Raw genomic sequence first — 15,257 nt, forward strand, 5'->3', positions numbered from 1 at the left:
CGGGGAGGCGCTTGCGAACCAATCCAAACCGGGGCGCAATCTGGAAGCTTTCTGACCCGCCTTACAGTCATCGGAAATCAGGGGAATTCCTGTGCAGCCTCCAAAGCAGCCTTGGTGTGGGGCGGTGCAACAAGTGGCGTTCAAATCGGGGCGAAGTCAGGTCGTTTTCTATGAAAATCGGTCCTTCAGGAAGCTAAATCGCCGGTTTTAAGGGCGTGATCAAGCGCGTAACAGCCGAAAAGGACTGGACATTGTGGCGTCATGTGCCAAGAATTTCGCTGCTTTTGATGAATGGGGTACATGTTGACCGATTTTTCGGGTATGCAGTGCCTCCCAGAACAGAATATCAGACGCACCATATGCCGTTTGTCCGGGGGGATTGCGCGGTATATGTGCCAAGAGGCGCTTCATTGATCGATTTCCGTCCCATTCTTTTCATCGTCGGCATTTTGCTCTGTACGTTGTCGGTTGGCATGTTCATCCCGGCTCTGGTTGATTTGTATTACGGGCAAAGCGACTGGATCGTGTTCTCGGCAGCGTCCTCTGTGTCGCTGTTTGTCGGCGGGGCACTGATCATGATGAACCGCATGGACAACCTGAAGATCAACTCGCGCCAGGCCTTTATCCTGACGACACTGAGCTGGTTGGTTCTGACTGCGGCTTCAGCCCTGCCATTTGCTTTTTCAGACCTTGATATGTCCTATACCGACGCATTCTTTGAGGCGATGTCAGGCATTTCCACCACCGGATCCACCGTGATTGTCGGCCTTGATAATGCCCCGCAGGGGATCTTGTTGTGGCGGGCCTTGTTGCAGTGGCTTGGCGGGATCGGGATCATTGTGATGGCGATTGCCGTCATGCCGATGCTGCGCGTTGGTGGTATGCAGCTGTTCCGTATGGAAAACTCCGACAAGTCGGACAAGGCCTTCCCGCGTGCGACCCAGATCGCGATGGGGATCGCGATGCTGTATCTGAGCTTCACCGGGCTTTGGGCGATCATGCTGTGGTCGGCGGGGATGACGCCGTTTGATGCGATTGCGCATGCGATGACAACGATTGCGACCGGTGGCTTTTCGACCAAGGACGCCTCGATCGGGCATTATGACAGTACCGCAATTGACGTGATCATTACCCTTGGCATGGCAACTGGCGCATTGCCGTTTATTTTGTATCTGCAGATGCTGCGCGGGCAGGGACGCGCCCTGTTCCGGGACAGTCAGGTGCGCTGGTTTATCACGATTGCGGTTGCGATCATTGTCGGTCTGGCCTTCTGGCATTCGGAAACCAATGGTGTTGGCTTCCTTTATGCGCTGCGCTTTACGTCATTTAACATCATGTCGGTCATGACCGGCACGGGCTATGCCACCACCGATTACGGCCTTTGGGGGCCGTTTGCGGTGACGGTGTTCTTCTTTGTCATGTTTATTGGTGGCTGTGCGGGGTCGACGACCTGCGGGGTGAAGATCTTCCGTCTGCAGGTTCTTTATGAAATTGCCAAAATCCAGCTGTCGCACATGCTGCGCCCGCATGGCGTTTTCATTGCCTACTATAACCGTAAACCGCTGTCAGAAGACGTCACGGAATCGGTTCTGAGCTTCTTCTTCCTGTTTGTCTTCTGCTTTGTCGTGCTGGCTGCTGGCCTTGGTGCGATGGGGCTTGATTTCATCACGGCGGTTTCAAGTGCCGGAACGGCGATTGCCAATGTCGGGCCGGGCCTTGGCCCGATTGTCGGCCCGTCGGGCAACTTTGCGACCCTTCCGGACGGGGCAAAATGGCTGATGTCGATCGGCATGCTGATTGGCCGTCTGGAAGTCTTTACGGTTCTGGTTTTGCTGTTCCCGGCCTTCTGGCGGGACTAACCAACACCTACAACGGTTAACGCTTAAGTTTTCAGGCACCTGCAGGCGATGCTTGCAGGTGCTTTTTCATGTGATTGACAATCTAGGACAAATGACCTAATCCTAGATATAGGACGATTGTCCTAATGCAGGTTCAATCGGGTGATAGATCGAGAAATGGCATTAGAAACACGGGATCGAATTATCGAGGCGGCGGACCTGCTGTTTTATCAGCACGGGTTCGAAGCCACATCGTTTGCCGATATTGCCAGCGCCGTTGGCATATCGCGTGGCAATTTCTATCACCACTTCAAGACCAAGGATGACATCCTTGATAGCGTGATTAACCGGCGCCTTGCCAATACCGAGCAGATGCTTGATCGCTGGGAAGTAACCGGTTCAGACCCGGCTGAGCGTATTCGCAGTTTCATTCATATTCTGATCGTGAATGGCGAGAAGATCCGGAAATTCGGCTGCCCGGTGGGCACCTTGTCCTCAGAACTGGCGAAACTGAATCATGCTGCGAAAAGCGATGCGGCGGCACTGTTTACCCTGTTTCGCAGTTGGCTACGTCGGCAGTTCGACCGTCTGGGCTTTGGCGATAGATCGGACGAATTGGCGATGCATATCCTTGGCCGAAGCCAAGGTGTTGCGATCCTTGCCAATGCGTTTGACGATGATGGTTTCCTGCATCACGAGGTCGATCTGATGTGTGCCTGGCTTGATGATCAGATTGCAGGCCTTACCACCACCAACAACTCAATCAGGGAGTAGGGAATGTTTACGATCTTTTTGAAGTTTGCCGAAAATCGCCAAAAAGCCCCGGAATTCATGGGCGCGCATAAGGCATGGATCAAGCAAGGTTTTGATGATGGCGTGTTTCTGATGGTCGGGAGCCTGCAACCCAATATGGGCGGTGCCGTTCTGGCGCATGGTGTGTCACGAGATGCGATTGAAGCGCGTGTGAATGATGACCCGTTTGTTGTCGAGGGTATCGTGACATCTGAAATTCATGAAATCTCGCCCGCGCGTGCCGATGAACGCCTTAATTTCCTGATGGCCTGACCCATGAGCAAAACAACAATCGGAACGGATGGAAAATGTCGGTGCGCGTGGTGTGATGCAGCACCGGAATTCAATACGTATCACGACACGGAATGGGGATTTCCGGTTACCGATGACATCCGTCTGTTTGAGAAAATCTGCCTTGAAGGTTTTCAGTCGGGCTTAAGCTGGCGCACGATTTTGAGTAAACGCGAAAATTTCCGCAAAGCCTTTGCCGGTTTTGACTTTTACAAGGTCGCGCAATTTGATGATGCGGATTTTGAACGCTTGCTTGGGGATGCCGGGATCATCCGTCATCGCGGCAAGATCGAAGCATCCATTAATAATGCCAAGCGGGCCCGCGAGATGGTCGCGCAGGAAGGGTCACTTGCCGCATATTTCTGGCGCTTCGAGCCGAAACCAGATGAAGTAGACCCGCCACAATCGATGTCAACATCGCCGACCTCCGTTGCGCTTTCCAAGGACCTTAAGAAACGGGGTTGGAAGTTTGTCGGACCGACGACGGTGTTTGCCTTCATGCAGGCAATGGGCCTGATCAATGATCACGCGCAAGGTTGTTTTTTACGTCAACAGATTGAAGACATGCGTCTATCAATGACGCGCCCGGTTTAACGCAAAACCATAAAAAAAACACCCCTTGCCCAGTATTGGGACAAGGGGTCTTGAGGGCGGGGACCGGTGCAGATCCCCTGATGATAATCCGGCAAGGATTATAGGGTCTCGGTCGTTCCGTATCGCTTGAGGTGCCAACCAAGGGGGAGGGTGCAACAGGGGATCGGGAGGCTTAGAGATCAATACGAAACAGCTTTAATTCGGGTGGCGACACCGAACCTTGGGTCAGGAGCGGATCGGGGATCGGGATCAGGCCCGGCATCGCCATAACCCAAGGTGGCAAATGCCGTTCGAAAGATAAAATCGAATATCAAATAAAATTCGATAGGAAAAATCTATGAATTAGGTGCGCTGCGGTGGTGCAATGCCGCAGCAATCAGCTGCTGATCGGCAATGTAACTGTGAAAACAGCACCATCCGGTCCTGTTGCAGTGAGGCGAAGTTCGCCGTTATGGGTGCTGATCAGCTCGCGCGCGATGGCAAGACCAAGCCCGGTGCCGCCTTCGCGCCCACTGCCTGCAAACGGCACGAACAGGTTTTTGATTGCCTTTTCTGGCAATCCCGGACCGTTATCGGTAATGATCACGTCAATGAAACTGCGGGTTTTGCCCGATTCGGTGCGGCCTTCCGTACCGTTTTCAGGTTCAGCCTGAATGTTGTGGGTAATGGTGACGACCGTGGCCCCGGCTTCGATCGGGTTGCGCATCAGGTTGCTAAAGGCGCGAAACAGCATGTCGTAATCGGCTTCCAGCATGACATCTTCGGGAAGGTCGATGTCTATGCGGGTCGGGCAGGGTTCATCATCCTTGTCTGAGTCATCCATGGCGCTATCAAGAAGCTGCTCGCATTTATGCAGCAAAATCTGATCGCGGATTTCTTCGATCAGTTCAATCAAGGTAAAGGTCGCAAGATCACGTGGTGGCGGGGTTTCGCGCGCAAAGGACAGGGTTTGTTCACTGATGTAAACTGCGCGTTCCATCGATGATAACAGCCTCGGCACAACAGCACGGACTTCGTCATCCTGGCTTCTGGCAAGCTGTTCGGTCATCAGCATCGAGGTCGCCAGTGCATTGCGCAGATCATGGCTGATCTTGGTGGCGGCTGTGCCAAGGGCGGCAAGGCGGCGGCGCTGATTAAGCATCGCCTGAATATCTTGCTGCATCATGGCGAGTTCCTGTCGCGCGACGCCAATTTCATCGTCACGTTCGCCCGGATCAATCAGCGATGATTTATCCTGCGGGTCTTCGCGAAAACGGATCATGTCATGGGTCAGGATCCGCATCGGTCGGACCAGCAACCGGTTGAGTGCGAAATAGACGAGGCCAGCGGTAAAGAACGAAATCATCAGCGACAGGCCAAAAACCCGCCAGCCGAAATTACGCATGGCTTCAATCAAACGGTCTTCATGGACAAGGACCTCGATCTCGAAATCCGGTGCCATGGATGGCATGCCGACAACCCGCAGCACCCGGTTTTTGGTCTGGGTCAGGGTTGATAGCCCTTCCATCAACGCCATCGGAATCGAAAAGTCTGTCAGTTGGACATCCTTATCGACCTTGGCTGGCATGTCATCGCGTTGAAGCAGCAGTTTGCGATCTTCACGGCGCAGAATAACGGCCTCGATCCCGGCATTCGAAAGAAGCTCACGCTCAAGATCATCGGGGATCATTTGATCCGGGGTGGCTTCAAGGGCAAGGGCCGCAAGGTAGCCTGAATCAAGATGTGCCTTCAGCCAGTCAATTCGAAAGCGCGCGACAGAGGGGGCAAAAACAAACACCTCTGCAAGCATCACAAAGCTTACCGTCAGCACCAGAAGGCGCGCGGAAAGTGACTTGGCCCACGGGGGCAATTTCAGATGCCGGTTATTCATGAGATGATGTTAGGCCGAGAAGCCGAAAAAAGTACAGCAATACAGATGCTTGTTTTTATATGCGAACCAGGAAAGCCGGTCATCCGAACTTAAGCAGGAAGCGCACCAGCTTGCGCGTTTTTTCGCTAAACAGGCTGGGTGTATACCAGGCCCCGGCAACGCGTTTGGACAGTTCACCAAGGGTCGGATAGGGCGCAATCATCCCGGCAATGGCGCCGATTTTCATTTTCTTGCTGATGGCAAGCGACCAGACGCCAATCAGCTCGCCCGCCTGCCTGCCGACAATGGCGGCACCCAGTATCTTGCCCTTTGGCGTGGTGATGACCTTGATAAAGCCTTCGGTGTCGGCTTCTGCACGGGCACGATCATTTTCGGCGTAATCCCAGGTTACAACGCGGATATCATCGCCAAACTTTTCACGCGCGACCGTTTCCGTCAGGCCGACTTGGGCAAGTTCCGGATTGGTGTAAGTCACCCATGGCACACCGCTGTGATCGACCTTGGCCGGAAGGCGGAAAAGTGCGTTGCGGATCACGATCCCGGCGTCATATCCGGCCATATGGGTAAATTGCAGCCCGCCGGTGACGTCACCAATCGCAAAAACCTTGCGGTTTGATGTGCGCAGACGCGCATCAACGGAAATGCCACGTTCGCTGTGATCAATTCCGGCATCTGACAGGCCAAGGTTTTCGACATTGGGTTTGCGCCCGGTTGCCAGCAAAAGGTGGCTGCCTTCAAGGGTGATCTCGATGCCCTGATGTTCGATCACGACCCTGATCTGATCATTCACATTAAGGATTTCCTTGGTTTTGGCGCCTTCATACAGGCTGATGCCATCTGCCTTGATGCGATCACGGACAACCGCCACCAGATCTGGATCATCCTTGGGCAGGATTGTACCCATTTCAATCACGGTGACTTTCGCACCCAGTTGATGATGGGCCTGTGCCATTTCCAAACCAATCGGACCGCCACCGATGATGATCAGATGTTCGGGGCGGACGCGGTTTTCGAAAATGGTTTCGTTGGTGAAATAGCAAACACTTTCAAGACCGGGGATCGGCGGAATGGCGGCGCGTGAACCGGTGGCGATGACAAAGCGCTTGGCCTTGATCGTGCTATCCCCTGCAGTGACCTCGCCCGGGCCGATAAAGCGTGCTTCGGCCTGAATGACGGTGCAGCCGAGTTCCTCGAACCGTTCGACCGAGTCATGCGGGGCGATGTCCGCGATCACGGAATGAACATGGTCGATTGCCCGGCCAAAATCGACATCGACCGATCCGGTCAAAACACCAAAGCGCGAAGCCTGTCGTGCATTCTCGGCCGCATGGGCAGCCGCCAAAAGTGCCTTCGACGGAACGCAACCGGTATTAAGGCAATCACCACCCATTTTGCCCTTTTCGATCAGGACAACCTTTGCCCCCATCTGGACAGCACCAGCGGCGACAGACAGGCCACCGGAGCCTGCGCCAATCACGCAGATATCGGTATTGATGATCTTATTCATGTTTGTCCGCCCCGCTTTTGCTTTGGCGCAGTTTCTTATAAGCCACCGGCAGAAGGGCCAGAACGGCCAATCCGATGATCGGGGTCAGAATACGTGGTTCAAAGATGATGCCAAGATCGGGCGTCTTGCCCTGATCAAACAGGGCACCAAGCCCATCGCCAATAGAGGCATAAACAAAGGTGCCCGGAATGATGCCGATCATGGTGCCCAAAACAAAGGAGCGCAATTTGACCCCAAGAAGGGCTGGCACAAGATTGACGAGCCAGAACGGGAAAATCGGGATCAGGCGCAAAACCATCAGATAGCTGAAGGCGTTTTCGGCAAAACCTTCTTCCATTTTGCGGACGGCGTTGCCCGCCTTGGCGCGCATCAGGTCATAAAACGCATAGCGTGCAGCCAGATACACAATTGTTGCGCCAAGGGTTGCACCGATCACGATGTAGCTTGTCGCAAGGAATGATCCGAACAAAAAACCACCGGTGATGGTCAGGATCGAGCCGATCGGCAGCGACAGGGCAACCGAAACAACATAAAGCCCCATGAAAAACAGCACGCTTGAAACCGGGTTATCGGCAACAAAATCCTGCAACAGGTCGCGGTTTTCACGCAGCGTATCAAATGACAGCAAATCCAGAGCGCCGCTGGCCCAGGCAATGACAAGCCCGACAATCAGCACCGCGACAGGTAAAAGCTTCCGCCAGAGCGGCTTTGACGCGCCTTTGATTTCCGCTTGGATATCTGGTTTTTGGTCGGACAAGTGTGACGCCATTGAACTGGTTTTGGTCATTTATTTCAGGCTCTTGCAGGTCGTTCATTTGGTGTGATGAGCAAACCCTTCAAAACAGGATCGCATCATTTGATCCAACATTAGAGAGAAAATTCAAAACTTGCTCATGAACTGCCTTCACCATTGCGTGAGGGGAATTTGTCCGACGTGACGCGATATCGGAGCCGGATATGCGCAAAAATCCTGAGGGAGTGGCGCTTGACGTAGGGGAAAACTGGACGTATCGTCTGCCAATCGTGGGATTTGTCGACCGGCTTGCGGCCACGTAAAAAATCGCTAAAGAGGGGTAGCTTGGCTTCGGCCCTGACCCATTCATGCCGGTCAGGGTTTTTTTGTGTCCGGATCACACCATATTCCGGGCATGTAGGAGCAAGACGATGACGACCGAAAAAAATGCTTCCGATAACTGGCGCGCGGCGACCCGTTCCGTACGTGGCGGCACAGCGCGCAGCGGCTTTTGCGAAACTTCCGAAGCCATCTTTATGAATTCCGGCTATGTGTATGACACCGCCGCCGAGGCAGAGGCCTCCTTTGATGGCAGCGGCCCGGAACGTTATGTCTATTCCCGTTTTGCCAACCCGACCGTCGGCATGTTCGAAGAGCGCCTTGCCCTGATTGAGGGCGCACAATATTGCCGCGCGACGGCATCGGGCATGTCTGCTGTCTGGAATGCACTGGCAGCAAGCACCAAGGCCGGTGGCCGTGTGGTCGGATCACGCGCCCTGTTCGGGTCATGCGAATTTATCCTCACCACGCTTCTGCCGCGTTTTGGCGTTGAAACCGAACTGGTCGATGGCACGGACAAGGCTGCTTGGGAAAAGGCACTTTCCAAACCTGCTGATGCGGTTTTCCTTGAAACCCCGTCGAACCCGACGCTTGAGGTTCTTGATATCGCCTTCATTTCCGAACTGGCGCACAAGGCTGGTGCCAAGGTTATAGTTGATAACGTCTTTGCCACGCCGATCCTGCAAAAGCCGATGGAACTGGGTGCGGATATCGTTGTCTATTCCGCGACCAAGCATATTGATGGTCAAGGCCGCTGCCTTGGCGGCGCGATCCTGTTTAATGACAAGGAATGGCACGACGAACATCTGACCACCTTCCTGCGTCATACCGGGCCCAGCATGAGCCCGTTTAACGCCTGGGTGCTGCTCAAGGGCCTTGAAACCCTTAGCCTGCGTGTCGATCAACATATCCGCAATGCCACAGCGCTCGCCGAATTCCTGTCGGAACAGCCGCAGGTTTCGCGCGTTCTGTATCCGGGACTGAAAAGTCACCCGCAGCACGAATTGGCAATGCGCCAGATGTCTGGCCGGGGTGGTGGATTGATCGCAATCGAGCTTGCCGGGGGCAAGAAAGCAGCCTTCTCGCTGCTTGATAACCTCAAGCTGATTGATATTTCCAACAACCTTGGCGATGCCAAAAGTCTGGCGACCCACCCCTGGACCACGACGCACCAGCGCGTGCCGGGTGAGGACAAGATTGCGATGGGCATTACCGAGGGCATGCTGCGTCTATCTGTCGGTCTGGAAGACATTGATGACCTGAAGGAAGATCTGTTGGCGGCCCTTGCTGTTTAAAAGCTTGGAAAAACAGTAATCCTGACATCGATCCGGCCCGTACATCGTGCGGGCCCTTTCGTATCTACCCCGAACGCCATGCTGGTTTGTTTTGACTGGCGACTGGTAGTTTCGGGACGGATTGTCTACATAAAGGTCCATCTATCGCATTCTTGGCTGATGCAAAATTGACTGGAACACACTTGGCCCGGAGACATGCATGTATTCGACCGTAACCCACGATATCAAGGTGTCGGTAAATCCGATGTTCCTCGAGGACGAATCAGATCCGGAAACCCATCGTTATGTTTGGGCCTATCGCATCGAGATCGAAAATCTCGGATCGAAAACCGTTCAGTTGTTGAACCGTCATTGGCGGATTACGGATTCGCGCGGCGAAACCCAGGAAGTCAAAGGTCCGGGTGTCGTTGGCGAACAGCCTGTTCTGGCGTGCGGTGAAAGTTTCAATTACACAAGTGGCGCGCCATTGACCACGCCAAGTGGCTTCATGGTCGGGACTTTCGAGATGACGGATATGGACGGCAATCATTTTGATATTGCGGTTCCGGCCTTTTCGCTCGACAGTCCGCATGGGCAACACACTGTGAACTGATCCGATCAGCCAACAGTATCAGTTAAAGCGGGTCAGGAGCCCCACCAAGGCAGGCGTTAATCCTGCGGAATATGAAAAAAGGATTTGGTATGTGCAGCGAACATAACCCGGTGAAGCGTCCGACACGCGAAGAAGCAGAAGAAGCGGTCCGGACACTTCTGCGTTGGGCCGGGGATGATCCCGACCGCGAAGGATTGCGCGGAACCCCTGATCGTGTGGCGCGCTCTTATGGCGAATTCTTTGCCGGTTATCAGCAGGACCCAGCTGAAATTCTGCGCCGGACGTTCGAAGAAACCGACGGCTATGACGAAATGGTCGTTCTGCGCGACATTCGCGTCGAATCCTATTGCGAACATCACATGGTGCCGATCATCGGGGTCGCGCATGTCGCCTATCTGCCGCGCCGCCGTGTTGTGGGGATCTCCAAGCTGGCCCGCGTTGTCGAGGTGTATGCCAAACGTCTGCAGATTCAGGAAAAGATGACGGCACAGGTCGCCAACACCATCCAGGAAGAACTCGATCCGCTTGGTGTCGCGGTGGTGATTGATGCCAATCACCAGTGCATGAGCACGCGCGGTGTGCACAAGACCGGCGTTTCCATGGTCACCAGCCGGATGCTGGGTGCATTCCGCGATGACCCGATCACGCGCCGCGAATTCTTTGCGATGATTGGCCGCTAAGCCAAGCGCTTATGATCCGAGAACACAAAAGGCCGCAGCACGATAAATGCTGCGGCCTTTCCATGTCCGCCGCGCGCAAAATTGCAGTGCGCGTTATTCCTTGAAATCGCTGTGGCAGGCTTTGCAGGTGCGCATCATCTGGCCAAGGGCTGCTTTGAACTCGTCTTCCGAGCCATTGTTTTCAGCAACGGTTTTGAGGTTCCCGGCAGTGCTGTTCAGTTCATTGGCAAGATCGGTGAATTTCGACCAGTCATCCCAGATATCTGAAAGCGCTTCGGATGGTTTTTCATTGCTGCCTTCCGGGAAAAGGGCGGTAAATGTCTCACCCGAATGGCTTTCAATGATCGCGGCCGATTTTGCAACCTGCGCCGGGTCATAGGGCAGTGCACCCTTCAACATCGGCACCATGATCTTGACCTGCTGGCCGATGGCCTTCATGCCGTCCATGCGTTCCTTGACGACGCCGGTCGCGCCTTCATGGGCGATGGCAGCAATGCTGACGGTCATGGAAAGTGCGATCGCGGCACCTGCTAGAACTTTCAAATCTCTCTTCCTTTTTAGATTTTCGTGTTGCGGGAAATTATGACGTTTAAGGGCTAAAGCGGGCAAGGATCTGGTTCACAGCACTGACATAGTGCCCGCCAAACAGGCGAACATGAACCAATAGCGGGTAAAGGTTATACAAATCACGGCGTTCTTCAAAGAAGCCGGGAGCAATCGGCAAGATTTCACTATATCGCGCGAAAAATTCCGGACTGAGATCGCCAAATAGGGTGCCAAAGGCTAGCTCGATCTCCCGATCACCATAATAGATCGCCGGGTCGATCAAGCCCGCCAACTTGCCTGAATGGCACAGGATATTGCCACCCCACAGATCACCATGCAGGAGTGACGGGCTGCTTTCCGTTGGTAAATACTCCGGCAGCCGGTCAATCAGCCGATCCAGCCGTGCGACAATACTACCGGGAAGTTTGCCTTCATTGCGGGCGCATTCCGCCATATGACGCAGCCGGTGTTCGGCAAAAAAGGTGATCCAGCTTGTTTCCTGTGTGTTGGGTTGATGCAGACCGCCAATCAGGGTGTCAAACCCAAGTCCGAAGGTATCGGATGTGACCTGATGCTGGGCGGCAAGCTGTTCGGCCAGGTCGAGCTGCACTTGCGTGCTCATACGATTGTCATTGGCAATGAAGCTCATCACCAGACAGGTCGCATCGGCATGGATGACTTCGGGGCAGTTTATCGGTGAATGGGATTTGAAATAGCGCAGCATTTCGGCCTCGACCAACAGGCCTGCATCCTGTGCGGTGCCCTGCTTGATCACCAATTGCCGTCCGTCATCAAGGTCGGCGCGCATCACATTGGCAACGCATCCACCAGAAAGCGGTGTGACGGATTTCAAGCCTGCCCCGGTGTGGCGTTTGATCAAATCTGCCAGCGCGCTTTTATTCATGGCGAATCCCGGTTTTGGCTTGGATCTAGATCCCGTGTTTTTCGCGGATGTGAGAAAGCAGGCTGCTTGAGGCTTCCTCGATCATGTCAAATACATCCACAAAGCCGTTCGCCCCACCATAGTAGGGATCGGGCACACTTTGGCCGGCCATGGTCGGATGATAATCAAGAAACATCTCGATCCGGTCATGATGGCTGGCTGGTGCCTGACGGCGCATATCGTGAAAATGCCCGTCATCCATTGCCAGCACATAGTCAAATTCGTGATAGTCATCCGGGCGGATTTTGCGCGATCGAATGTCGGTTAGGTCGATGCCGCGGCTTTTGGCCATTTCGCGTGATCGCGGGTCGGGCAGTTCACCAACGTGATAGGCCGACAGACCACAACTATCGACGCTAATGTGATCCTCGAGCCTGGCATCGTGCACCAGTTTGCGAAAAACACCATCGGCGGTGGGCGAACGACAGATATTACCGGTACAGACGAACAGAACCTTGATCACGTTATCAATCCGTATTGATGGAAGGGCGCAAAAGACGGTTTTACAGTGACATGGTCGCATTGGTCGGGCAATGGCCTGTCAGGGTCAAAAGGCTGCGCTATTGACGATTGTGCTAAAAAACGCGGTTTATGTAACAGCTTCGTGACATTTTGGATCCTGCGCTGACAGGTCGGTCATTAGTTTGTATGATCGCGCCAATCTTTATTGTCTTGGCGCGTTTTGATGCAGGAATTTGTTTCTTTCGGTTTGCATGTTGCCCTGATCCGGCAATTGGCGTGGTTGCCGCGGGGGTATGACCTTGTTCCGGCCGGGACGGTTGTGACCTCTGCAAAGTTGCGCAGCATCATGCTCGCCCTTGAAGAGATTAATGGTCCGGCCGTGCTTGTGCGCCTTGGGCGTTACCTTGCTGCCAAGGAACAGGAACCGATCCTGACCATGCTGCGCCATTCGGCAACCCCGTCGGTCATTGCGGATCGCTGGCGCCGGTTGGAGGGCTATTCTCATGCCCGCGCGCGCAGCGACTTTTCTGTCACCGGAAAATCCATGACGATCCATCGCGGTGTTGTACGGGGCCAACCACCGGCGCGGGTGGAAAATCTTTTGTTGCTGGGGTTCTTGATCGGCTTGCTTGAAGCGGCCGGGGCCGAGGATATTGATGCGACCATCCTGCCAAGCCATGGCCCGGCAGTGCGCGTCATGCGCAAGGGGCGGATTAGTGACAAGCTGACCTTTGCTGGACGCGGATTACGTTTCCGCATCAACTGGGGCAGTTTCGAACAGGTTTCGTCTTCATATCCGTTTATGGCCAATATGCCGGGAACCGCGCCGTCGATCGGGGCGCAGCGGCCTATCGTGCAACAGCTTTGTACCGTGTTGGAACATGACGTTGGGCGCAGCTGGACAATTGACGAGGTTGCGGCCGCACTTGATACATCCGGGCGCACCTTGCAGCGCCGCTTGCAACAGGCCAACAGCCGGTTTTCCGACTTGCTTCGTCTGGTGCGTGTGCGTGAAGCCTGTCGGTTACTGTATGGCACCAACCTGTCAGTCGGCGAGATCGGCTTTTGGTGCGGCTTTACCGACAATGCGCATTTTTCGCGTGATTTCAGACGCTTGCTTGCCATGCCGCCCTCTGTCTATCGCGAGGCCAGCATTGGGCATGCCGGTCTGACCCGGGCCTGAGGCGCTCCCAGTCTTTCGAAAGCTCATTGCTTTCTGAAGGCACAGACTGATCGGCACATGATTGACCTGCTTGGTTTCCTTGGGTATCAGCAGCGCGATGCACGAAGTCAGCAATCATCGTGCCCCCTTCGCATCCAAGAGGCTGCCATGACCGATTCCATCCAACCTGCAAACGAGTATTCCGGCTTTTTGCCGCCGCGTTTTCATAATCGCCCGGATGCCGATGATGTGATGGTCAAAACATGGACGGTGGGGGATGCCCTGACCGATCATTCCGTGCCGGAAGTCCCGGCGGCCCTGTCGCTGTTTTTTGATCTGGTCGCGCCTGCGGGGACCCGCGCCAATTCAAACGGTTTTGCCATGTTGTGGCTAGATCGTCATCCGCATGAAGAACCGGGTTGGCGCCTGTCGATCGGGCATGTCGGATCGGAAGATGATCTGGAAATGGCGGTGGCCAAGCCGCTTGCCCGATTGGTCGATGCCCTGCCGATGGCCAATTTCGAATGCGAAGACTGGCACATGACCCGACCGCTTTGGCGCAAACGGGCAGAGCCGGTGAAGCTTGTTTTCTGGGGTGACTTTGCCAAACATGCGCGCGCTATTCTGGGCCATAGCGATGGCGCATCCTTCTATCAGCCGCTGGGGGCAGGTCTTCGGTCTGACAATGTCGCTGCCATGTTGCCGCTGCTTGAAGACATGCTGGGCGATCCGTTTCTGCGAAACGGCATGGGGTTTGAAGATGCCCTGCGTCTTGGTATCGCCTTGGGGCGTGCGCACCTGATTGAAAGCTGGATCGAGGCCGGTGGGTCTGAAAAGGAGCCCTATTTCCGGCCGATGAAAATCTGGCATCAAGCGTGGCTGGCAAATGCGCTTCTTGATCCGGCGGTGGCAAGCCTTGCCATGTCGGGCAAGCCGCCGATGCCCGCGCTTGATTTTGCAAATGACAGCACACCGGCATCACGCCGGGCAGCCCTTGATGATCTGTCATCCTGGCTGACGAGTGTGTTCTTTAGCGATGAATATCCGGCCCTTCGCAATGCCTTTGTTGCCGGGGTGCAAAATGCCGTCTGGCTTGATAGCGACCTGCAGCAATATGTTCAGCCGCAACAGCGGAGCGAGATTTTGCAAGGTCTGATGCCCTATTGCCGTTGGTTCCTTGCCATGGCGCTTTATAATCATCTGGGCAATCTTGCCGCCGGAACCGTGCGCGATGATCAGGTTGCCTTTTATGCAACCATGGTCGATGCCCTGCCGGAACTGGCCCCGCTTGGCGAATTCGCCACCCAGCGCGACATCGAACAGCACATCATCCGGATTGACGCCCCGCGTGCGGCATCGGCGTTTGATACGCTGGTTCTGCCGTTCTGCGATCTTCTGATGCCGCGCCGTCAATTTGATGCCGCGCGTTCCTGATCGGGCAATCTTTACCGTCAAAGAAAAAGCGCCGTGCGGTTCCCCCAACGGCGCCTTATACATTGAGAGGCACGAACATTTGCTATGATGTTCGTGCCTCTTTTCACTTGGGAGCCTGCGTATACGCAGGCTCCCGGATCCGTGAGGTGTTGATGCGGCCTTGGACTTTTACGTCCGTA

General features: G+C 54.7%; 15 protein-coding genes and 1 riboswitch. Of the genes, 9 read left to right on the top strand and 6 right to left on the bottom strand.

Features of this window, described 5'->3' with window-relative positions; translation table 11 throughout:
- Positions 1–410: 410 nt before the first annotated feature.
- The 4 genes from UF64_RS19425 to UF64_RS19440 all read left to right on the top strand — a co-directional run bounded on the left by UF64_RS19425 (position 411) and on the right by UF64_RS19440 (position 3,515).
- Positions 411–1,859 (top strand): TrkH family potassium uptake protein, encoded by a 1,449-nt coding sequence (locus tag UF64_RS19425; protein ID WP_052657714.1) that lies wholly within the window; start codon positions 411–413, stop codon positions 1,857–1,859.
- A 156-nt stretch (positions 1,860–2,015) separates the two neighbouring features.
- Positions 2,016–2,612, top strand: a complete 597-nt coding sequence (locus UF64_RS19430; protein ID WP_044830231.1) for a TetR/AcrR family transcriptional regulator — start codon at positions 2,016–2,018, stop codon at positions 2,610–2,612.
- Between the two features lie 3 nt (positions 2,613–2,615).
- Positions 2,616–2,903, top strand: a complete 288-nt coding sequence (locus tag UF64_RS19435) for a YciI family protein (protein ID WP_044830232.1) — start codon at positions 2,616–2,618, stop codon at positions 2,901–2,903.
- 3 nt (positions 2,904–2,906) lie between these two features.
- On the top strand, positions 2,907–3,515 hold the full coding sequence (locus tag UF64_RS19440; protein ID WP_044830233.1) for a DNA-3-methyladenine glycosylase I: 609 nt from the start codon (positions 2,907–2,909) through the stop codon (positions 3,513–3,515).
- Positions 3,516–3,891: 376 nt separating this feature from the next.
- On the opposite strand, the gene UF64_RS19445 is transcribed toward UF64_RS19440, so the two are convergent.
- From UF64_RS19445 to UF64_RS19455, 3 genes are all read right to left on the bottom strand, one after another.
- The gene (locus UF64_RS19445) at positions 3,892–5,385 is read right to left on the bottom strand and encodes a PAS domain-containing sensor histidine kinase (RefSeq protein ID WP_044830234.1); all 1,494 of its coding nucleotides are present in this window, start codon (positions 5,383–5,385) and stop codon (positions 3,892–3,894) included.
- A gap of 79 nt (positions 5,386–5,464) precedes the next feature.
- The gene (locus tag UF64_RS19450) at positions 5,465–6,892 is read right to left on the bottom strand and encodes an NAD(P)/FAD-dependent oxidoreductase (RefSeq protein WP_044830235.1); all 1,428 of its coding nucleotides are present in this window, start codon (positions 6,890–6,892) and stop codon (positions 5,465–5,467) included.
- Positions 6,885–7,679 carry a TVP38/TMEM64 family protein gene (locus UF64_RS19455; protein WP_052657715.1) on the bottom strand — a complete coding sequence of 265 codons (795 nt, stop codon included), beginning with the start codon at positions 7,677–7,679 and terminating at the stop codon, positions 6,885–6,887. The genes UF64_RS19450 and UF64_RS19455 overlap by 8 nt, the downstream gene beginning before the upstream one ends.
- Before the next feature lie 226 nt (positions 7,680–7,905).
- Positions 7,906–7,980, top strand: a riboswitch (SAM riboswitch).
- Between the two features lie 76 nt (positions 7,981–8,056).
- On the opposite strand from UF64_RS19455, the gene metZ reads away from it, so the two are divergent.
- From metZ to folE, 3 genes are all read left to right on the top strand, one after another.
- Complete coding sequence (gene metZ, locus UF64_RS19460) at positions 8,057–9,259, top strand: O-succinylhomoserine sulfhydrylase (protein ID WP_044830236.1); 1,203 nt, start codon at positions 8,057–8,059, stop codon at positions 9,257–9,259.
- 199 nt (positions 9,260–9,458) lie between these two features.
- Positions 9,459–9,851, top strand: a complete 393-nt coding sequence (gene apaG, locus UF64_RS19465; RefSeq protein WP_044830237.1) for a Co2+/Mg2+ efflux protein ApaG — start codon at positions 9,459–9,461, stop codon at positions 9,849–9,851.
- Positions 9,852–9,940: 89 nt separating this feature from the next.
- Complete coding sequence (gene folE / locus UF64_RS19470; protein WP_008889129.1) at positions 9,941–10,531, top strand: GTP cyclohydrolase I FolE; 591 nt, start codon at positions 9,941–9,943, stop codon at positions 10,529–10,531.
- Positions 10,532–10,624: 93 nt separating this feature from the next.
- On the opposite strand, the gene UF64_RS19475 is transcribed toward folE, so the two are convergent.
- From UF64_RS19475 to UF64_RS19485, 3 genes are read right to left on the bottom strand one after another with little or no spacing between them, the layout of a single operon-like run.
- Positions 10,625–11,074: a cytochrome c gene (locus tag UF64_RS19475; protein WP_152630737.1), complete on the bottom strand. Its 450-nt coding sequence runs from the start codon at positions 11,072–11,074 to the stop codon at positions 10,625–10,627.
- Positions 11,075–11,120: 46 nt separating this feature from the next.
- Entirely contained in the window at positions 11,121–11,981 is an 861-nt protein-coding gene (locus UF64_RS19480; RefSeq protein WP_052657717.1) for a fructosamine kinase family protein, read from the bottom strand.
- A gap of 25 nt (positions 11,982–12,006) precedes the next feature.
- Positions 12,007–12,483, bottom strand: a complete 477-nt coding sequence (locus UF64_RS19485; RefSeq protein WP_044830238.1) for a low molecular weight protein-tyrosine-phosphatase — start codon at positions 12,481–12,483, stop codon at positions 12,007–12,009.
- A gap of 222 nt (positions 12,484–12,705) precedes the next feature.
- Between UF64_RS19485 and UF64_RS19490 the strand changes: the two genes are divergently transcribed.
- Positions 12,706–13,665 carry a helix-turn-helix transcriptional regulator gene (locus UF64_RS19490; RefSeq protein ID WP_044830239.1) on the top strand — a complete coding sequence of 320 codons (960 nt, stop codon included), beginning with the start codon at positions 12,706–12,708 and terminating at the stop codon, positions 13,663–13,665.
- Between the two features lie 147 nt (positions 13,666–13,812).
- The gene (locus tag UF64_RS19495) at positions 13,813–15,078 is read left to right on the top strand and encodes a hypothetical protein (RefSeq protein ID WP_044830312.1); all 1,266 of its coding nucleotides are present in this window, start codon (positions 13,813–13,815) and stop codon (positions 15,076–15,078) included.
- Positions 15,079–15,257 lie beyond the last annotated feature (179 nt).

The sequence above is a fragment of the Thalassospira sp. HJ genome, assembly GCF_000948415.1.
Lineage (GTDB): Bacteria > Pseudomonadota > Alphaproteobacteria > Rhodospirillales > Thalassospiraceae > Thalassospira.

Excerpts from the sequence above, each read along its gene's own strand:
- folE (WP_008889129.1), top strand. The coding sequence starts at position 9,941 with ATGTGCAGCGAACATAACCCGGTGAAGCGTCCGACACGCGAAGAAGCA.
- UF64_RS19435 (WP_044830232.1), top strand. The coding sequence starts at position 2,616 with ATGTTTACGATCTTTTTGAAGTTTGCCGAAAATCGCCAAAAAGCCCCG.
- UF64_RS19490 (WP_044830239.1), top strand. The coding sequence starts at position 12,706 with ATGCAGGAATTTGTTTCTTTCGGTTTGCATGTTGCCCTGATCCGGCAA.
- metZ (WP_044830236.1), top strand. The coding sequence starts at position 8,057 with ATGACGACCGAAAAAAATGCTTCCGATAACTGGCGCGCGGCGACCCGT.
- apaG (WP_044830237.1), top strand. The coding sequence starts at position 9,459 with ATGTATTCGACCGTAACCCACGATATCAAGGTGTCGGTAAATCCGATG.
- UF64_RS19440 (WP_044830233.1), top strand. The coding sequence starts at position 2,907 with ATGAGCAAAACAACAATCGGAACGGATGGAAAATGTCGGTGCGCGTGG.
- UF64_RS19430 (WP_044830231.1), top strand. The coding sequence starts at position 2,016 with ATGGCATTAGAAACACGGGATCGAATTATCGAGGCGGCGGACCTGCTG.
- UF64_RS19495 (WP_044830312.1), top strand. The coding sequence starts at position 13,813 with ATGACCGATTCCATCCAACCTGCAAACGAGTATTCCGGCTTTTTGCCG.
- UF64_RS19480 (WP_052657717.1), bottom strand. The coding sequence starts at position 11,981 with ATGAATAAAAGCGCGCTGGCAGATTTGATCAAACGCCACACCGGGGCA.
- UF64_RS19445 (WP_044830234.1), bottom strand. The coding sequence starts at position 5,385 with ATGAATAACCGGCATCTGAAATTGCCCCCGTGGGCCAAGTCACTTTCC.
- UF64_RS19450 (WP_044830235.1), bottom strand. The coding sequence starts at position 6,892 with ATGAATAAGATCATCAATACCGATATCTGCGTGATTGGCGCAGGCTCC.
- UF64_RS19455 (WP_052657715.1), bottom strand. The coding sequence starts at position 7,679 with ATGACCAAAACCAGTTCAATGGCGTCACACTTGTCCGACCAAAAACCA.